The 16,313-nt window shown below is 68.0% G+C and carries 12 protein-coding genes and 2 pseudogenes; 9 read left to right on the top strand and 5 right to left on the bottom strand.

Features of this window, described 5'->3' with window-relative positions; translation table 11 throughout:
* The first annotated feature begins 2 nt into the window (after positions 1-2).
* The 4 genes and pseudogenes from ACSQ3Y_RS01885 (at position 3) to ACSQ3Y_RS01870 (ending at position 3,362) form a co-directional block, all read left to right on the top strand.
* Positions 3-800 (top strand): enoyl-CoA hydratase/isomerase family protein, encoded by a 798-nt coding sequence (locus ACSQ3Y_RS01885; protein WP_057266861.1) that lies wholly within the window; start codon positions 3-5, stop codon positions 798-800.
* A 33-nt stretch (positions 801-833) separates the two neighbouring features.
* Positions 834-1,268: pseudogene (locus ACSQ3Y_RS01880) on the top strand (beta-ketoacyl synthase N-terminal-like domain-containing protein); the annotation flags it as partial.
* Positions 1,269-1,537: 269 nt separating this feature from the next.
* Positions 1,538-2,287, top strand: a pseudogene (locus ACSQ3Y_RS01875) (acetyl-CoA C-acyltransferase); the annotation flags it as partial.
* Positions 2,288-2,462: 175 nt separating this feature from the next.
* Positions 2,463-3,362, top strand: coding sequence for an EamA family transporter (locus ACSQ3Y_RS01870; protein ID WP_428002962.1), 900 nt, complete (start codon positions 2,463-2,465; stop codon positions 3,360-3,362).
* Here ACSQ3Y_RS01870 and ACSQ3Y_RS01865 read toward each other — a convergent pair.
* On the bottom strand, positions 3,346-4,245 hold the full coding sequence (locus tag ACSQ3Y_RS01865; protein ID WP_436176256.1) for a LysR substrate-binding domain-containing protein: 900 nt from the start codon (positions 4,243-4,245) through the stop codon (positions 3,346-3,348). The genes ACSQ3Y_RS01870 and ACSQ3Y_RS01865 overlap by 17 nt on opposite strands.
* A gap of 49 nt (positions 4,246-4,294) precedes the next feature.
* On the bottom strand, positions 4,295-5,353 hold the full coding sequence (locus ACSQ3Y_RS01860; RefSeq protein WP_436176255.1) for a recombination-associated protein RdgC: 1,059 nt from the start codon (positions 5,351-5,353) through the stop codon (positions 4,295-4,297).
* A gap of 312 nt (positions 5,354-5,665) precedes the next feature.
* On the opposite strand from ACSQ3Y_RS01860, the gene ACSQ3Y_RS01855 reads away from it, so the two are divergent.
* Both ACSQ3Y_RS01855 and ACSQ3Y_RS01850 read left to right on the top strand, forming a co-directional pair.
* The gene (locus ACSQ3Y_RS01855) at positions 5,666-6,214 is read left to right on the top strand and encodes a Spy/CpxP family protein refolding chaperone (protein WP_436176254.1); all 549 of its coding nucleotides are present in this window, start codon (positions 5,666-5,668) and stop codon (positions 6,212-6,214) included.
* 183 nt (positions 6,215-6,397) lie between these two features.
* Positions 6,398-6,994, top strand: coding sequence for an acyloxyacyl hydrolase (locus tag ACSQ3Y_RS01850; RefSeq protein WP_436176253.1), 597 nt, complete (start codon positions 6,398-6,400; stop codon positions 6,992-6,994).
* 1,045 nt (positions 6,995-8,039) lie between these two features.
* Here ACSQ3Y_RS01850 and ACSQ3Y_RS01845 read toward each other — a convergent pair.
* Positions 8,040-12,914: an EAL domain-containing protein gene (locus ACSQ3Y_RS01845; protein WP_436176252.1), complete on the bottom strand. Its 4,875-nt coding sequence runs from the start codon at positions 12,912-12,914 to the stop codon at positions 8,040-8,042.
* Positions 12,915-13,245: 331 nt separating this feature from the next.
* Between ACSQ3Y_RS01845 and ACSQ3Y_RS01840 the strand changes: the two genes are divergently transcribed.
* Both ACSQ3Y_RS01840 and ACSQ3Y_RS01835 read left to right on the top strand, forming a co-directional pair.
* Positions 13,246-13,701 (top strand): MerR family DNA-binding transcriptional regulator, encoded by a 456-nt coding sequence (locus ACSQ3Y_RS01840; protein ID WP_436176251.1) that lies wholly within the window; start codon positions 13,246-13,248, stop codon positions 13,699-13,701.
* A complete protein-coding gene (locus ACSQ3Y_RS01835) occupies positions 13,698-14,162 on the top strand; it encodes a PaaI family thioesterase (protein WP_057200434.1) in 465 nt (154 codons plus the stop codon). Before ACSQ3Y_RS01840 ends, ACSQ3Y_RS01835 begins: the two co-directional genes overlap by 4 nt.
* 1 nt (position 14,163) lies before the next feature.
* Here the strand turns inward: ACSQ3Y_RS01835 and ACSQ3Y_RS01830 are convergent, their stop codons facing one another.
* Positions 14,164-15,276 (bottom strand): 3-deoxy-7-phosphoheptulonate synthase, encoded by a 1,113-nt coding sequence (locus ACSQ3Y_RS01830; protein WP_436176250.1) that lies wholly within the window; start codon positions 15,274-15,276, stop codon positions 14,164-14,166.
* Between the two features lie 118 nt (positions 15,277-15,394).
* Between ACSQ3Y_RS01830 and ACSQ3Y_RS01825 the strand changes: the two genes are divergently transcribed.
* Entirely contained in the window at positions 15,395-15,754 is a 360-nt protein-coding gene (locus tag ACSQ3Y_RS01825; protein ID WP_057200435.1) for a VOC family protein, read from the top strand.
* On the opposite strand, the gene ACSQ3Y_RS01820 is transcribed toward ACSQ3Y_RS01825, so the two are convergent.
* Positions 15,755-16,258, bottom strand: coding sequence for a C40 family peptidase (locus ACSQ3Y_RS01820; protein WP_436176249.1), 504 nt, complete (start codon positions 16,256-16,258; stop codon positions 15,755-15,757). It abuts the gene before it with no gap.
* Positions 16,259-16,313 lie beyond the last annotated feature (55 nt).

The raw sequence follows: 16,313 nt of genomic DNA, 5'->3' as shown, positions 1-16,313 counted from the left end.
ACATGACCGACGACACCGAGGCTGCGCCTCCCGCCCTGCTGCACGAGCGCCAGGGCGCCATCGCCACCTTGCGCTTCAACCGCCCCGCCGCGCTCAACGCCATCGACGTGCCCATGGCCCAGGCCTTCCTGGCCGCCGTGCAGGCCATTGCGGCAGACGCCAGCGTGCGCGCCGTGGTGCTGCGCGGCAACGGCAAGGGCTTCATGGCCGGCGGCGATCTGGCCACCCTGCGCGCCAACCCCGTGCAGGGCGCGATGGAACTGCTCGGGCCGTTGCACGCGGGCCTGGCCCTGCTGGCGCAGATCGATGCGCCCGTGATCGCCCAGGTACACGGCGTGGCCGCAGGCGCCGGCCTGTCGATGCTGCTGCAGGCCGACTACGTGCTCATGGCCGAGGGCACGCGCCTGAACTTGGCCTACATCAACCTGGGCACCAGTTGCGACGTGGGCGCCTCCTGGGCGCTGCCGCGCATGGTGGGCCTGCGCCAGGCGCTGGAGATCGCGCTGCTCGGCGATTCCTTCACGGCCGACGACGCGCTGCGCCTGGGCCTGGTCAACCGCGTGGTACCCATGGCCGAACTCGACGCCGCCACCACCGCCGTGGCCGAGCGCCTGGCCGCCGGCCCCACCGTGGCCTACGGCGCAATGAAACGCCTCATGCGCCAGTCGCTGGAACGCAGCCTGCCCGAGCAGCTGGCGGCCGAGCAGCAGGCCTTTGCGCACTGCGCCGCCACCGCAGACTTCCGCGAAGGCATAGCGGCCTTCTACGCACGCCGGCCCGCCCAGTTCAATGGGCGCTGAATTCCCTTTCTTCTCTTTCGACACATTCCCCCCATGAGCAGCCTTCAAGACGTCTACGTCCTTTCCACCGCGCGCACCGCCATCGGCACCTTCGGCGGCAGCCTCAAGGACGTACCCAACACCGACCTCGCCACCACCGCCGTCAAGGCCGCCATCGCGCGCAGCGGCCTGCCGGCCGATGCCATCGGCCACGTGGTGATGGGCAACGTGATCCCCACCGACACCAAGGACGCCTACCTCGCGCGCGTGGCCGCCATCGATGCGGGCTGCCCCATCGAGACACCGGCCTTCAACGTCAACCGCCTGTGCGGCTCGGGCCTGCAGGCCATCATCTCGGCGGCCCAGGCCATCGGCTATGGCGACTGCGACATCGCCATCGGCGGCGGTAGTGAATCGATGAGCCGCGGCCCCTACTTCGACACCGCAGCGCGCTACGGCGCGCGCATGGGCGACGCGAAAAGCATCGACTAGGGCCTGTTCACCCCAATTTCGGGGTCGCGAAGGCCCTTGCCGGCGCGCCAATCTAGGCGCGCGACACAGCGTGTGCCCTTGCACACGCAAGGAACGCAACGACGAGTGGCGCGCCGGCAAGGGCCTTCCCTTCGGGTTGCCCGGCCTGGGGGCCGTCTGCAGCGTTGCCCGCGCTTGCAAGGTGCACACCTTGCTGCACACGGGCGCCTAGCATCCAGCCCCCAGGCCGGGCAACGCGATCCCCGAAATTGGGGTGAACAGGCCCTATGCTCGGCATCCTGCACGACCCGTGGCAGAAGATGCACATGGGCATCACCGCCGAGAACGTGGCCGAGCGCTACCGCATCGGCCGCGAGGCACAGGATCAGTTGGCCGTGCAAAGCCAGCAGCGCGCAGCGCACGCCATCGCTGCGGGCTACTTCCGCGAGCAGATCGTGCCGGTGGAGATCACCACGCGCAAAGGCGCGGTGGTCTTCGACACGGACGAGCACGTGCGCGCCAATACCACCCTGGAAGTGCTGGCCGGCATGAAGCCCGCGTTCAAGAAGGACGGCCTGGTCACCGCCGGCAATGCCTCAGGCATCAATGACGGCGCCGCCGCCGTGGTGCTGGCATCGGGCGCGCGCGCCTCGGCCCTGGGCCTGAAACCCCTGGCCCGCCTGGTGGGCTACGCGCATGCGGGCGTGGAGCCGGCCTACATGGGCATCGGCCCGGTGCCCGCCACACAGAAGGTCCTGCAGCGCACCGGCCTCACGGTGCAGGACATGGACGTGATCGAGGCCAACGAGGCCTTCGCCGCCCAGGCCTGCGCCGTGATCCAGGAGCTGGGCCTCGATCCGGCCAAGGTCAACCCCAACGGCTCGGGCATTTCGCTCGGCCACCCCGTGGGCGCCACGGGCGCCATCATCACCACCAAGGCCATCGCCGAGCTGCACCGCACGGGCGGGCGCTATGCGCTGGTGACCATGTGCATCGGCGGCGGTCAGGGGATTGCGGCGATCTTCGAACGGGTGTGATCCGCCCAGGCACCTGCTGCCTGGCGCATTGCTGAAAGCGGCACAGCAATGCGTGGCCATTTCCCATCAATCGGCGGCGCCATGTTTCTACGCTTGGGGGCTTCTTCCTCCTTGCTGAAAAACACCCCGTGCCGCACTTCACCGTTGTCCCGTCCCCTACCCGCTGGGGTGCTCCATGACCTGGGTCGCCCTGGGTCTCTTTGCCGGCCTGGTGCTGGGCACCTACGACTTCCTCACCAAGCTCGCGCTGCGCGAAAAGAGCGTGCTCGACGTGGTCGTGCTGAGTTCCGCGCTCGGCGCATTCCTGTGGCTGCCCTTTCTGCTCGCACCGGCCACTGCGGCACCTGCATTGCAGCCCTGGGGCCTCTACCCCGCACCGCTGGGCTGGCGCGAACAGGCACTGGTGCTGCCCAAGTCGCTGATGATGGTCGCCACCTGGGTACTGTCGTACTACGCGGTCAAGGCACTGCCGCTGTCGATCTCGGCCGGCGTGCGCGCGTCGGGCCCGCTGTGGACGGCGGCCGGTGCCATCGTGCTGCTCGGCGAGCAGCTCACCGGGTGGCAGTGGCTGGGCCTGGCGGTGTCCATGCTGTCCTACCATCTGTTCGCGCGCATCGGCAGCCGCGAGGGCATCCGCTTTCACCGCGACGGCTGGGTGCTATGCATGCTGGCCGCCACGCTGCTGTCCTCGGCCAACGCACTGTACGACAAGCACATCCTTGCCGGGCTGCGGCTGGACCTGGCGGCCGTGCAGGCCTGGTCGGCGCTGCAGCGCGGCGTGATCGCGCTGGCCCTGCTGCCCTGGGTGTGGCGCAGCGTTTCGCTGCGCGGCCTGTTCACGCGCCACTGGGCCGTGCCTGCGATCGCACTGGCCTATCTGGCGGCGGAATACCTCTACCTTGCTGCAGTGCAAACCGAGGGGGCCATGATCTCCGTGATTTCGGTGCTGCGCCGTACCAACCTGGTCATGGTGTTCGGGCTCAGCGCGCTGTTCTTCCAGGAGCGTTTCATTCGCCAGAAGACACTGGCCATCGCCGGCGTGCTGGCCGGCATCGTGCTCACGCTCTGGAACTGACGCGGTCCGGGGGCGCCAGACTTCGGATCCATGCCATCACCTGCTGCCCCTGCGGCGTAATGGCCATGCGCTCCGAGGCGAGCAGGTAGTACGACTGCTCGCAGGGCAGTGCCACCTCGCCCAGGCGCACCAGCGCACCGCTGGCCAGCAGGTCCTGCACCAGAGAACGCCGGCCCAGTGCGATGCCCTGCAGACCCAGGGCAGCGTCGAGCACAAAGCCCGTGTCCGTGAAGGCCATGCCCTGTTGGCGCGCTGCGGCAACCCGGATACCCGCCTTGTCCAGCCACGGCTTCCAGGGCTGGCGCGTGTGCGAGAGCAGCACCGCCTTGCGGAACGCAGCCACGCCCGCGGGCACGCCCAGGCGCGCCAGGTAGGCCGGCGCCGCCACGGGGAACCACTCATCGTCCATGAGTTTTTCGCAGTGGTGGGCGGCCGGTCGGGTGCGCGCAAAGCGCACGGCAATGTCGGCATCGCCCCGGTCCACGTCCACCGTGTCGATGGAGGGGTGGATCTCCACGCCCCACCCCGGCGGCTGTGCGTCCAGGCGCGACAGGGCTGGCACCAGGCGCCAGCGCGCGAACGAGGGCAAGGCGCTGATGCGCACCACGGGCAGCAGGCCTGCACCATCCGCACCGAAGATCTGCTGCAGGCGGTGCAGCGGCTCCTTGAGCTGCTGGTGCAGATGCACCCCTTCGACCGTGAGCGCCACGGCGCGCGTGCTGCGCACGAACAGCGGCCGCGCCAGCAGCCGCTCCAGTTCGCGGATGCGGTGGCTCACCGTGCTGTGCGACAGGTGCAGCTCCTCGGCCGCCTTGCCGAAACTGCACAGCCGCGCCACGGCATCGAAGGCAAGGATCAGGTGGATGGGCGGAATGGCTTTCATCGACCGCAGGCCGCGTTGTCCATGCCAGCCATTGCCGCGCCCCGCCCGCTCAGAACGGGGCCGAGTCGGGGTCGGTGTCCGCCGGTGCCGTCGCCGGCCCGGTGATGGCGCGCCCCGCCACGTCCTTGCCGCGTGCCGGCACGGGCACGGCGGCCGCCAGCCCCGGGCCCGAGGGGCCGCTGCCCGCGGGGATGGCTTGCGCAACAGCGCTGGCCCCAATGCCATCGGATTCACCGCCCAGCGCCTCGATCAGGTCGGGGATCAGCTTGGACAGCTCCCCTGTGGCGATGGCCACGTCAGTGTCGAAACCGCCGTCATCGGCCTTGGTGCCTTCGAACACGGTGTCCAGGAAGGACACCTTCTTGATCTGCAGCCCCTCGGTCAGCATCAGCGAGACGCGGTCGTCCCAGGTCAGCGCCAGCTTGGTGGGCAGCTTGCCGGCGGCGATGTGCGCCTGCACTTCCTCGATGTCCAGCGGGTGGCGCGAATAGCGCACCACGGCCTTGGACTCGTCGGCGCTCTTCAACTCGCATTCGCGGTCCACGGTGAAGCCCACGGGCGGCTCCTGCGTGCTCAACCAGTGCGACATGGCCACCTGCGGGCTGGTCTCGGTGTACAACAGCGAGACGGACAGGCCCGGCAGGTATTCGACCAGCAGCGAAACGACCTCGTCGGCACGGCCCTGGCTGGACGTGTCGAACACGATGGTGCGTGCTTCCCTGTCGATCCATACCCACATCGAGCCCTGCTTGGTGAAGGCCATGGGCAGCAGGTCGAGCTTGGCCTCTTCCTTGAGCTCCTTGCTCTCCTTCTTGCCGGGCTTGCGCCCGGTTTCCTTCTCGATGCGCTCGGCCTTTTCCTTCACGCGGCGGTTGAGCACCGAGCCTGGCAGCACCTTGGACTCGACCATGAAGCGCAGGATCCACTGCCCTCCCACCGACTCGACCATGGCGCCATGCTCATCGCCGCGCGGCGGCACCCAGCCCAGCGACTTTTCCTGCGTGGCACCGCACTCCATGAAGGGGGCCTTGGCCAGCGCCTCTTCCACCTGCGTCAATTCCACCTGCCATTGCGGAGCAATGCGGTACACGATCATGTTCTTGAACACGAAAAACCCTCTGGTTACCGGACGAAGCTGTCCACCGGTGCCATGCACGCCTGCGGCGCTGGCACGGAACCCTCCATTGTCGGTGGTCGGCGCCCCTTGCGTACCGGGCCGCAGTGCAACACAGGGAAAATCCATACGCCTGCTCCGCTTTTGATAGCTGCAAGGCCCCGCAGGTAAAGACGATCTTCTTGTCACAACTTTACACTGGGACAAACAACGTGCATGCGGGCGATACATGGCAGGCAGACACTGCAGTCAACCGCTGGAACCACCGTTCCGGGGCCCCTTCCTCCCTCTGAAAGGACTCTCACCATGGCTTTCCTGTCCCGCCACACCGTTGCCGCCGCCGTCCTCGCCGCCCTGGCCCTGCCGGTGCTGGCACAGCCCACCCCTGCCAACCCGCCCGCCGTGGGTGCGGCAGCCGCCCCCGATGCCCGCAAGGGCCCAGGCGAACACCGCGAACGCCACCAGGCCCACATGGCCCAGCGCGCCGCCGCGCTCAAGGCACAGCTCAAGCTGACCCCGGCGCAGGAACCAGCCTGGAACACCTTCACCGCCTCCATGCAACCGGGCGAACGCCAGGCCCGCCTGGACCACAAGGACATGGACAAGCTCACCACCCCCGAGCGCATCGACCGCATGCGCGCCATGCGTGCACAGCACGCCGCCGAGGCCGACCGCCGCGGTGAAGCCACCAAGGCCTTCTATGCCGTGCTGACGCCCGAGCAGCAAAAGACCTTCGATGCCCGCGCCCAGCGCATGGGCCCGCGGGGCGAACATGGCAAGCACGGCCCCCATGGCCACCGCGGCCATGGCGACAAGCCCGCCGGTGCAGCAGCAGCACCGGCAACGCAGAAGTAAGCACCGGGCGTGCGACACCCGCCTGCACGGCAGCGGTGTCGCAACCATCAGAAGGGGGCTCCATTCGGAGCCCTTTTCCTTTTTCCGCCATCAAGCTGCGGTTGCGGCCTACAAAACCACTGGTGGGGGCGTTCCTACACTCATTTACATACAGCTGTGTATGTCAAACCACGGAACAAAACCATGAACACCAAACCCTTCCGCCCGGCTTCATCCCCACTCTCCGTTGCGCTGGCAGCCGGCGTGGCGCTGGGCGCCCTGGCCGCTGTGCCGCAGACCGCCATGGCACAACAGAGCGCACAGGCCTCACCCTCCATCTACATCCAGGGCTCCCAGGCCCGCCGGGATACCGATGCCATCACCCTCGGCGGCACCTTGCCCTGGAAGGACTGGCAACGCCCGCTGTGGGGTGGCCAGCTCACGGGCTACTGGGATCTCTACGCCAGCCGCTGGACCTTTGACGGTGCGCAGGGCGGGCGCTCGCACACCACAGTGCTCGGCGTCACCCCCACCCTGCGCCTGCGCATGGACGAAGGCCGCTCGGCCTGGTTCTGGGAGGGCGGCATCGGCCTCACGGTGGCCGACAAGCGCTACGTCACGCCCGAACGCACCTTCAGCACCCGTGCCAACTTCGCCTCCCACCTGGGGCTGGGGGTCAGCCTGGGTGAGCAGCGCCAGCACGACATCGTGTTGCGCGTGCAGCATGTCTCCAACGCCGGGGTAAAGAAGCCCAACCCGGGCGAGAACTTCGCGCAGCTGCGCTACGGGTACCACTTCTGAGCCGGCCACCAGCCCCGGCGACCGGCCTACCCGGCACCTGGCCCCACAGCCCGCCTCTTCGGCGGGCTTTTTTGTGCCCAGGCTCCGATCCATCTGTGGATAACCATGGGTATGGTTGCCGAACAAGCCATTGGTTATCCACAGAACTGCCGCGCAGCCGAAAGTTGTTGTCATCCAACCGCAAAGTTCAACCCCGTCGTGCCACAGGGTTTGAAGCCACGCAAGTGCGCGCCAGCATTGGGAAAAACGGGCTTGTCCACAAAAAAGCCCCTGCTCTACTACTACTGCTATTGATTTATAGAGCTATTAAAGAATAACAAGCAAAACCTGATGCAGGGCGCGTCGACCGACCTGGAGCCTGTTGTACCCACAGAGCAACGCGCTGGCACCCTGCAGCTGCCCGTGCCCTTCACAGGCCGCAGAAGGCCCCTTCTTTGCACACGGCAGGCCAAGGGTCAGGCTGGCTTGCGAAGCCACGCCTGGCTGAACAGGAGGCCGCGCAGGGTCCGATAAGCCATTGCCAGGCTGCAGGCGACCTTGAAGGGTGCAAGGAGCCGCTCCCCGGGAGAGAAGCCGCGCCTGTGCAGTGACTTTTCCACGTATCGGCCTGTCCTTGTGCATAACTTTGGGGGAATTGCTGGCACAACTGCCCGGTTGTCCACAGCGAAGTGCGGTTCCCGGTTGTTGTCCCCGTTGGCGCGACAGCAGGAACCGCGTGCGGCACACAGGGTTCAGCGCCACGCAAGTGCTTGCCAGGACAGGGGAAAATGCACTTGTCCACACAAAATGACGCGCTCTACTACTACGACTATGTATTTATAAAGACTATAAGAAGAAGACAGGGAACAACATTCATCGTCGCTCCACTCCCTTCTTCTCCGGTCGAACTGGCTTCAGGCGCGAAAAGCGGCAGCTCTGCACTCCACGTAGCACATGTTCTAAAAAATAGCGCTACCGAAGCCAGTGCCCCCGCGCAAGGGCCGCCCCGCCGCGCTGGGGGCGTCCCCCTCCGGGGGAAGGCGCGAAGCGACTCAGGGGGGGTTTCTTATCCAGGACTGCGCAGGAAGGCCTCCAGCGCGTCCACAGGCAGGGGGCGGCTGAAGAGGTAGCCCTGGTAGAGCTGGCACCCTGCGCGGGCCAGCAGCTCGCGTTGCTCGGCGGTTTCGACGCCTTCGGCGATGACCTCCAGGCCCAGGCTGCGCGACAGGCCGATGATGGTGTCCACGATGGCTGCGTCGTTCGGGTCGGTGAGCAGGTCGCGCACGAAGCTCTGGTCGATCTTGAGCTGGTCCAGCGGCATGCGCTTCAGGTAGCTCAGGCTCGAGTAGCCGGTGCCGAAGTCGTCCAGCGAAAAGCCCACCCCGTAGGAGCGCAGCGCCGCCATGGTGGCGATGGTGGTTTCCATGTCCTCCACCAGCAGGCTCTCGGTCAGCTCCAGCTTGAGCAGGCCCGAGGGGGCGCCCGTGATGGCGAGCACCCGGGCCACGTCGTCCACGAAGCTCGCATGCCGGAACTGGCGCGAGCTCACGTTGACGGCCACGGTCAGGTGGCTCAGGGCGGGGTCGTCCTGCCAGCTGGCCAGGAGCTTGCACGCGGTGTGCAGCACCCAGCGGCCCAGCGGCAGGATCAGTCCGGTTTCCTCGGCCAGCGGGATGAACTGCGCCGGCGAGACCATGCCGCGCTGAGGGTGGGCCCAACGCAGCAGTGCCTCCACCCCCACCACCAGGCCCGACTGGCGCACCTGGGGCTGGAAGTGCAGCAGAAACTCATCCTGCGCCAGGGCCGAGCGCAGGTCGGTCTCGAGCGAGGCGCGCTCGGTCACCACGGCCTGCATCTGCGGGTCGAAAAAGCGCAGCGTGTTGCGGCCCGCCGTCTTGGCCTGGTACATGGCCAGGTCGGCCTGCTTGAGCAGCTCGCCCACGCTGGTCTGCTCGCTGGTGAAGGGGGCCACGCCGATGCTCGGCGTGCTGCGGTACTGGTAGCCCGCCAGGGCATAGGGCATGGCCAGCGTGGCCAGGATCTTCTCGCCCACCGAGCGCGCATGCAGCACCAGTTCGTCGGGCCGGACGCTCAGCTCCTCGAGCATCACCACGAACTCGTCGCCGCCCAGGCGGGCCACGGTGTCCACGGCGCGCACGCAGGTGTTCAGGCGCTGCGCCACCTGCTGCAGCAGCATGTCGCCCTGGTCATGGCCCAGGGTGTCGTTCAGGGTCTTGAAGTTGTCGAGGTCGATGAACAGCAGCGCCCCGCCCTGCTGGTGCCGCCGGGCACTAGCCAGCGCCTGGTGCATGCGGTCCATCAGCAGCATGCGGTTAGGCAGCCCGGTCAGCGGGTCGTAGAACGCCAGGCGCTGGATCTCGCGTTCGGTGGCCTTGCGCTGGCGGATGTCGGTGTTGATGGCCAGGATGGAATGGGGCTGGCCGTTGTCGCCGCGCACCAGGGTCCAGCGGCCCTCCACATCGATGGAACTGCCATCGCGGTGCTGCTGCACGATCTCGCCGGTCCACTCCCCATGCTCCAGCGTGGCCTGGGTGGCCCGGCGGAACTGCGTGGAGTCCTCGTACAGCAGGGTCTCGATCGACTGGCCCAGCACCTGCAGCTTAGACCAGCCATACAGGCGCTCGGCACTCAGATTCCAGAAGATGATGCGGTGTTCCAGGTCGCGCACGATGATCGCGTCCTGCGCCTTGTCCAGCAGCGAGGCCTGGTGGCGGATGCGTGCGTCCGCCACCTGGCGCTCGATCTCGGCCGAGGCGCGCGCCGCAAAGATCTGCAGGGTGGAGATGACGAAATTCGGGTCGGCGATGGCATGGCGGAACAGCACGAACACCAGGCCCACCACCTCGCCATCGGCGTTGCACAGCTGCTGCCCGGCGTAGCCACGGGCCTGCACCATGCGCAGCACCGGCGCATCCGGGTACAGCTGCTGTACCCCGTCGGCCACCACGAACTGGCGCTGGTCCAGCAGCTGCAGGCTGGGCGTGCCTTCGAGCGCGTAGTCGGTGGGCGCAAGGAACTGGCCGTCGAGCACGGCCGCCAGCGTGCTCACGCGCGGTGGCTGGTCATGGTACTGCGGCAGCAGGCGCACCACGCAGCCGCCCTGGGCATCCAGGGCCTCGGCCATGTTGCGCACCAGCTGCTCGAAGAATTCCGTGCCCGTGCTGGCCGACACGGCCGCTGCCACCTTGAGCACCGAGGCCTGCAGCCGCTGCTGCGCCTTCTGGGTGCGCAGGCTGTTGATGCCAAAGGCCAGGTCATTGGCCAGTTCCTGCAGCAACCCGGTCTCTTCGGTGCTGATCTGCAGGATATCGGGTGCGTACAGGTAGAGCAGGCCGAAGGTGCGGTCGCGGTCGCGCAGCGGCAGGCAGATCACGGCGTGGAAGCCGTGCTCCAGCATGCGCTCGGTCCAGTCCACGAAGTGGCTTTCCTGGCGGATGTCCTGCACGATCACGGGTTTGCCCGAGCGCACGGCGCGGCCCGCCGGGCCGCGCCCGTAGGCGTCGTCTTCCGACCAGCTCAGGTGCAGCGCTTCCAGGTACTGGTTGTTGTAGCCCGCATGGGCCACCGGTTCTATGGACTTGCGCTCATCGTCGCGCGCAAAACCCACCCAGCCCATGCGGTAGCCACCAATGTCCACCGCGATCTGGCAGATGGCCTGCAGCAAGGCGGCCTCGGAGGTGGCGCGCACCAGGGTTTCGTTGCAGGCACTCAGCAGGCGCTGGGCCCGGCCCATGCGGGCCAGTTCGGCCTCGTTGCGCACGCGCTCGGTCACGTCGGAGGCCAGGACCTGGCGCGCCCCCACGCCGTTGAAATCGATGTTGCCCGCCGTGATCTCCATGTCGATCAGGCTGCCGTCCTTGCGCACATGGCGGCGCACCTTGGGCAGGCTGCGCTGCTGCGGGTCGATGGCGCGCAGCCGGCGCTCGGCAGTTGCGCGGTGCTGCGCGGGCCACAGGTCCTGCATGTGCATGCGCAGCAGTTCCTTTTCGCTGTAGCCGTAGTGGTGCACCATGGCGTGGTTCACGGCCAGCAGGCGCAGGCTGCCCCGGTCATACACCCACATGGGCTGCGGGTGTTCGTCGAACAGCATGCGGTACTGCAGCTCCGAGGCATGCAGCTGCCCGGCCACGTGGCGCAGCTGCACCATGGCGCCGAGCGATTCGGCCAGGATCTCCAGGTGCGCCACGTCGCGCCGCGAAAAGGCATTGACCCGGTCCGAGGTGACCGTGAGCGAGCCCACCACCACGTCCCCTGCGCGCAGCGGCGCGGCCATCACCGAGCGCACGCCATGGCGGTGGACCATGGACTGCATGTCCCAGCCCTCGCCCTCGGTGTCGTTGCAAAGCACCGTGCGGCCCTGCTGGAGCGAGGGCCAGAGGATGCATTCATCCACCGCCAGCAGGTCGCCCTCGGGCCGCACCATGTCGCCGGCCGAGGCCTTGGCCGCCAGGTGCCGGCCCTCGATCAATTCCACCATGGCGCCGCGGGCGCCGGTCTGGCGCTTCACCGCCTCGGCCACCATGTGCAGCACGTCGGCGAGCGGCATGTCCAGCGAGGAGATGCGCTGCTGCAGGTGCAAGAGCTCGGCATGGTTGCGCGTGTCGCGCTGGGCTTCCAGTTCTACCGCCTTCTGTGCACTGTGGTCGGCCATGCCGCCGACCATGCGCACGGCGCGCCCGCTGCTGTCGCGGATCAGGAAGCCGCGGTCGAGCACCCAGGCATAGCTGCCGTCCTGGCGCCGAAAGCGGTAGGCGTCCGACCAGTGGCTGTCGGTTCCGTCGATGGCCGCGTGGATGCCCTTGAGCACCGCTTCGCTGTCCTCGGGATGCAGCCGCAGCGTCCAGGAGGTGCTGTCCGGCGGCAACTGGTCGAGCGGCACGCCGAACAGGGTCTGCATGCCCTCGTTCCACCACATGGCGTCGGTGGTAAGGTTCCAGTCCCAGATCGCATCGGCCGTGGCGCGCGAGACGAGCTGGAAGCGCTCTTCGCTGCGCTGCAGCGCCAGGTCGGCCTGGTGGCGTGCCGAGATGTCCTGGAAGGCCCCCTGGATGCGGATGACCCGGCCCTGCGCATCCCGCACCGCCTGGCCGGCGGTGCGCACCCAGAAATGCCGGTCCCCCGGCATGACGACTTCGGCCTCCAGGTCGAAGGGGGTACCGTGCCGCAGGCAGGCCCTGAACGCGTTGCGCAAGGCGCTGCGGTACGGCGGCGTGTAGAGGTCCAGGATCTGGCCCACGGCACCCACCCGCCGGGTCAGCCCGTAAGTGGCGGCGATTTCCTGCGACCAGCTCAGCCGCATGCTGGGCAGCTCCACGATCCAGCCGCCCACCTGGGCGATGCGGCCAGCCACGCGCAGCGTTTCTGCCTGCTCCACCAGCTCGTCGTGCATGCGGTCGCGCTGCTCCACCAGCTGTGCCAGCAGGCGCTGCTGGCGGCGCAGCTCCAGCTGCACCATGGCCTGCTCGGCCAGCACCTTGAGGCCGTCGAGCTGCTCGGCCTCCAGGCGGCGGGCACGGGTGTCCAGCACCGCCAGCGTGCCCAGGGCAAAGCCGTCGCCATTGACCAGCGGAACACAGGCGTAAAAGCGGATGTGCGGGCTGCCGGTGACCAGCGGGTTGTGGGAGAACACCGGGTGCGCGCTGGCATCGTCCACCACCACCGGGTCCTTGCTGCCGTTCAGTGCGTGGGCGCAGAAGGCAACCGCGCGGTCGGTCTCCTGGAACGGGATGCCCACGGCGGCCTTGAACCACTGGCGCTCGCTGTCCACGAAATTGACCACCGCCATCGGTGTCCGGCAGATGCGTGACGCCAGAACGGCCAGCTTGTTGAAGGCGTCCTCGGAGGGCGTGTCCAGGATGGCGTAGGACTGCAGTGCATGGAGCCGCGCAGCCTCAGCGGTGGCGTGCTCTGGATGCTGCATGGTCAGTCGCGCAAGGTGCCGCTCGGGCCGTGCGTGTCCGGGCGTCGGTGACACGTTCTTGCGGGGAGCGGTGTAGCCAGCATGGAAAGAGGAGCCCGGACCGGAGTCGATGATGAAAAAAGGGGTGGCAAAAGTCGCAGCGAAACACCCCCCGTCTGTCCTGGGGTGCCAGATGACCGTTTCTAGACGCAAACCGTGGTCGCTGCAACTTAAAAAGGCAATCCTACACCGGGAAGCGCTTGCCCCATGTCGGCCCTAACCCGCACTGTGGGCGGTGTGGCAGTCGCGGATGCAACCTTCGTGCAGCGCGAGGCTTGCTAGCCTTGCCGGCATGCAGATCTCCGAACTCGCCCGCCGCACCTCGGTCTCGGTGCACGCCCTGCGGCACTACGAAAGCCAGGGCCTGTTGCAGCCCGGGCGCCGGGCCAACGGCTACCGTGACTATGCCGAGGGTACCGAGCGCGAGGTGGTCTTCATCGCCATGTCGCGCCAGCTGGGCTTTGCGCTGCCGCGCATTGCCGAGCACCTGGCGGACTTTCGCGGCGGCCGGCTCACCATCGCCGCCATGGTGCAGGCCCTGCACCAGCGGGCGCAGGAGCTCGCTGACCAGGCGGCCCTGCTGCAGGCCCAGCGCCAGACGGTGCTGGACCACATCGCCTGGCTGCAGGCCAGGGAACCTGCCGCCAAGACCCCCAACCCGGCGCCGCCCCCCTGGCCGCGCGTGCGCAAGCGCCCGCTGGCCCCGGCCAGTTCCCCCATCCCCCGTGTCTCCAGGAGAAAACCATGACCCCACACGCCCCCGATTCCTCCGCGCTGCTCCAGGCCCATGTGCTGGCCATGCCGATTGCGCAAACCCTGGGCCTGCGCTTCACCCGGGTGGCCCATGGCCAGGTGGACCTGGAGATGCCGGTGCAGGAATCCCTGTGTTTCCGCCCAGGCCAGCTGCAGGCCACGGCGATCTTCGCGCTGGCCGACTTTGCCGCGGTGGCGGCTGCCGGCAGCACCCTGCCGGCCGGCTGGACGAATGCCACCGTGGATGCGCACGTGAAGCTGCTGGCCCCGGCCCGTGGCACCTGCCTGCGCGCCCGGGGCCGTGTGGTGGACGCGGGCCGCACGCTCACCGTCTGCGCGGCGGATGTCTATGCCGTCGCAGAGTCAGGTGATGAAACGCTGTGCGCCACGTTGCTGGCCACGGCGCGCAATGTGGAGGGTGCGGCGGCGCGCCCTCCACGTGAAGTCCTGTCCTGAATCAGCCCTTCCGTGCGCGGCGTGCGCGCACGGCCTGTGCCAGGCCTTCGAGCACCGGCACGGTCTGCACGAGGCTGATGCAGGCGTCCGTCACCGAGACGCCGTGCGCCAGCGGCTGGCCGGGCACGATGTCCTGGCGGCCTTCCTGCAAATGGCTTTCGACCATCAGGCCGGTGATGCGCGCATCGCCCGCGGCGATCTGGCGCGCCACGTCCTCGGCCACGGTGACCTGGCGCTGGTGCTGCTTGCTGCTGTTGGCGTGCGAGACGTCGACCATCACCTGCGGGCGCAGCCCGGCCGATTGCAGCATGGCGCAGGCGGCATCCACATCGGCCGCGCTGTAGTTGGGCGCCTTGCCGCCGCGCAGTATCACGTGGCAGTCGTTGTTGCCGCGCGTCTCGAAGATCGCCGCCTGGCCCATCTTGGTCATGCCCATGAAGGCGTGGGGCGCGCTGGCCGCCTGGATGGCATCGCTGGCCACCTTCACGCCGCCGTCGGTACCGTTCTTGAAGCCCACCGGGCACGACAGCCCGCTGGCCAGCTGCCGGTGGCTCTGGCTTTCCGTGGTGCGGGCGCCGATTGCGCCCCAGCTCACCAGGTCGCTGATGAACTGCGGGCTCAAGAGGTCCAGGAACTCCGTGCCCACCGGCAGGCCCAGTGCCAGCACGTCGAGCAGCAGCGCACGCGCCATCTCCAGCCCCTCGTTGATGGCAAAGCTGCCATCGAGGTGCGGGTCGTTGATGTAGCCCTTCCAGCCCACGGTGGTGCGTGGCTTCTCGAAGTACACGCGCATCACCACCAGCAGGTCGTCCGCGAGCACATCGGCCTGTGCCTTGAGCGCCCGTGCGTATTCCATGGCCTGGCCGTGGTCGTGGATGGAGCACGGCCCCACCACCACGACGAGGCGGTCGTCGTGCCCGTGCAGCACGCGCGAGATCGCGGCGCGGCTGGTTTCCACCAGCGTCTGCGCCGCCTCGGGCGCGGGCTGCCACTCCTGCAGCAGGGCCGGCGTGATCAGCGGGCGCACGGCCTTGATACGGGTGTCGTCGATGCGGGTCGTGTCGTGGGTGGAGAGCGCGGTGGTCGCGGGGGCGGTGTGTACGTGGAGGGTCATGCGCGCCATTTTCGCCTTGGATGCCGGAGGGCTTTGCGCCAGGGTGCTGTCCTACAGCGTTTCACCCACGCCGCAGATATACCTATAGCCAGTCCCAGCCCCGTCTCCAGGAGTTTCCATGGCCATCCAGAATGCCCTTGCCAGTGTCGCTGTCAGCAGCCTGCCCGACGCGGTGCAATGGTATGGCGCCCTGTTCGAACGCGGACCCGATTCGCAGCCCATGCCCGAACTGGCGGAATGGACCCTTCCGCAGGGCGGCTGGCTGCAGGTCTACGAACTGCCCAGGCGCGCCGGCCGCTGCTCGGTCACGCTGGCGGTGGACGACATCGACGAACAGGGCGAGCAACTGGAGCGCATGGGAGTGGACACCGCCCAGCGCTCGAACAGCAAGAAGGTGCGCGCCATTTTGGTGACGGACCCGGACGGCAACCACCTGGCCTTTGCCCAGGCCCTGGGCGGTCAGCGCCTGGCGAGTTGATCAAGGCCGGCGGAAGGCGGGCTTTTGCCCGGCCCAGTGCTTGGCACTGAGGTAATCCAGCCGCACCGTGCCGCCGCTCGAAGGCGCATGCACGAAGCGCCCCTCCCCCACGTAGATGCCGGCATGGTTGGGCTGGCGCCCGGTGCCGAACACCACCAGGTCACCCGCGCGCAGCTCACCGGACTCGAGCGGGTAACCCCAAGAATTGAGCGCGGCCACGGTGCGCGGCGGCGGCGTGCCGACCTGGTTGCGGTAGACATAGCCGATCAGCCCGCTGCAGTCGAAGCCTGAATCCGGCGTATTGCCGCCGTAGCGGTAGGGCGTGCCCACCAGGCCCAGCGCATGGATGGCAATGCCGTGCGCCTGGTCCGGGCTCAGCGGCGGCGTCGTGCGGACCGGGGCGGACGGAAAAGAGGAGGACGACGACGAGGGGGGCCGGGAGGTGCCGCAGCCTGCGATCAGCAGCGCAGCGGACACCAGGGCCAGACAGGAAAGAACACGCATGGATCGCAAGCGTACCGCACCCTGTGCGCGGGGGTGAATGCCCCGCCGTGGCAAC

The organism is Acidovorax sp. LjRoot66 (genome assembly GCF_964253305.1).
GTDB lineage: Bacteria > Pseudomonadota > Gammaproteobacteria > Burkholderiales > Burkholderiaceae_C > Acidovorax.
The sequence above is the reverse complement of the archived record's forward strand: the minus strand, read 5'-3'. Positions and strand labels throughout refer to the sequence as shown.

Excerpts from the sequence above, each read along its gene's own strand:
- ACSQ3Y_RS01885 (WP_057266861.1), top strand. The coding sequence starts at position 3 with ATGACCGACGACACCGAGGCTGCGCCTCCCGCCCTGCTGCACGAGCGC.
- ACSQ3Y_RS01870 (WP_428002962.1), top strand. The coding sequence starts at position 2,463 with ATGACCTGGGTCGCCCTGGGTCTCTTTGCCGGCCTGGTGCTGGGCACC.
- ACSQ3Y_RS01865 (WP_436176256.1), bottom strand. The coding sequence starts at position 4,245 with ATGAAAGCCATTCCGCCCATCCACCTGATCCTTGCCTTCGATGCCGTG.
- ACSQ3Y_RS01855 (WP_436176254.1), top strand. The coding sequence starts at position 5,666 with ATGGCTTTCCTGTCCCGCCACACCGTTGCCGCCGCCGTCCTCGCCGCC.
- ACSQ3Y_RS01850 (WP_436176253.1), top strand. The coding sequence starts at position 6,398 with ATGAACACCAAACCCTTCCGCCCGGCTTCATCCCCACTCTCCGTTGCG.
- ACSQ3Y_RS01845 (WP_436176252.1), bottom strand. The coding sequence starts at position 12,914 with ATGCAGCATCCAGAGCACGCCACCGCTGAGGCTGCGCGGCTCCATGCA.
- ACSQ3Y_RS01840 (WP_436176251.1), top strand. The coding sequence starts at position 13,246 with ATGCAGATCTCCGAACTCGCCCGCCGCACCTCGGTCTCGGTGCACGCC.
- ACSQ3Y_RS01835 (WP_057200434.1), top strand. The coding sequence starts at position 13,698 with ATGACCCCACACGCCCCCGATTCCTCCGCGCTGCTCCAGGCCCATGTG.
- ACSQ3Y_RS01830 (WP_436176250.1), bottom strand. The coding sequence starts at position 15,276 with ATGACCCTCCACGTACACACCGCCCCCGCGACCACCGCGCTCTCCACC.
- ACSQ3Y_RS01825 (WP_057200435.1), top strand. The coding sequence starts at position 15,395 with ATGGCCATCCAGAATGCCCTTGCCAGTGTCGCTGTCAGCAGCCTGCCC.
- ACSQ3Y_RS01820 (WP_436176249.1), bottom strand. The coding sequence starts at position 16,258 with ATGCGTGTTCTTTCCTGTCTGGCCCTGGTGTCCGCTGCGCTGCTGATC.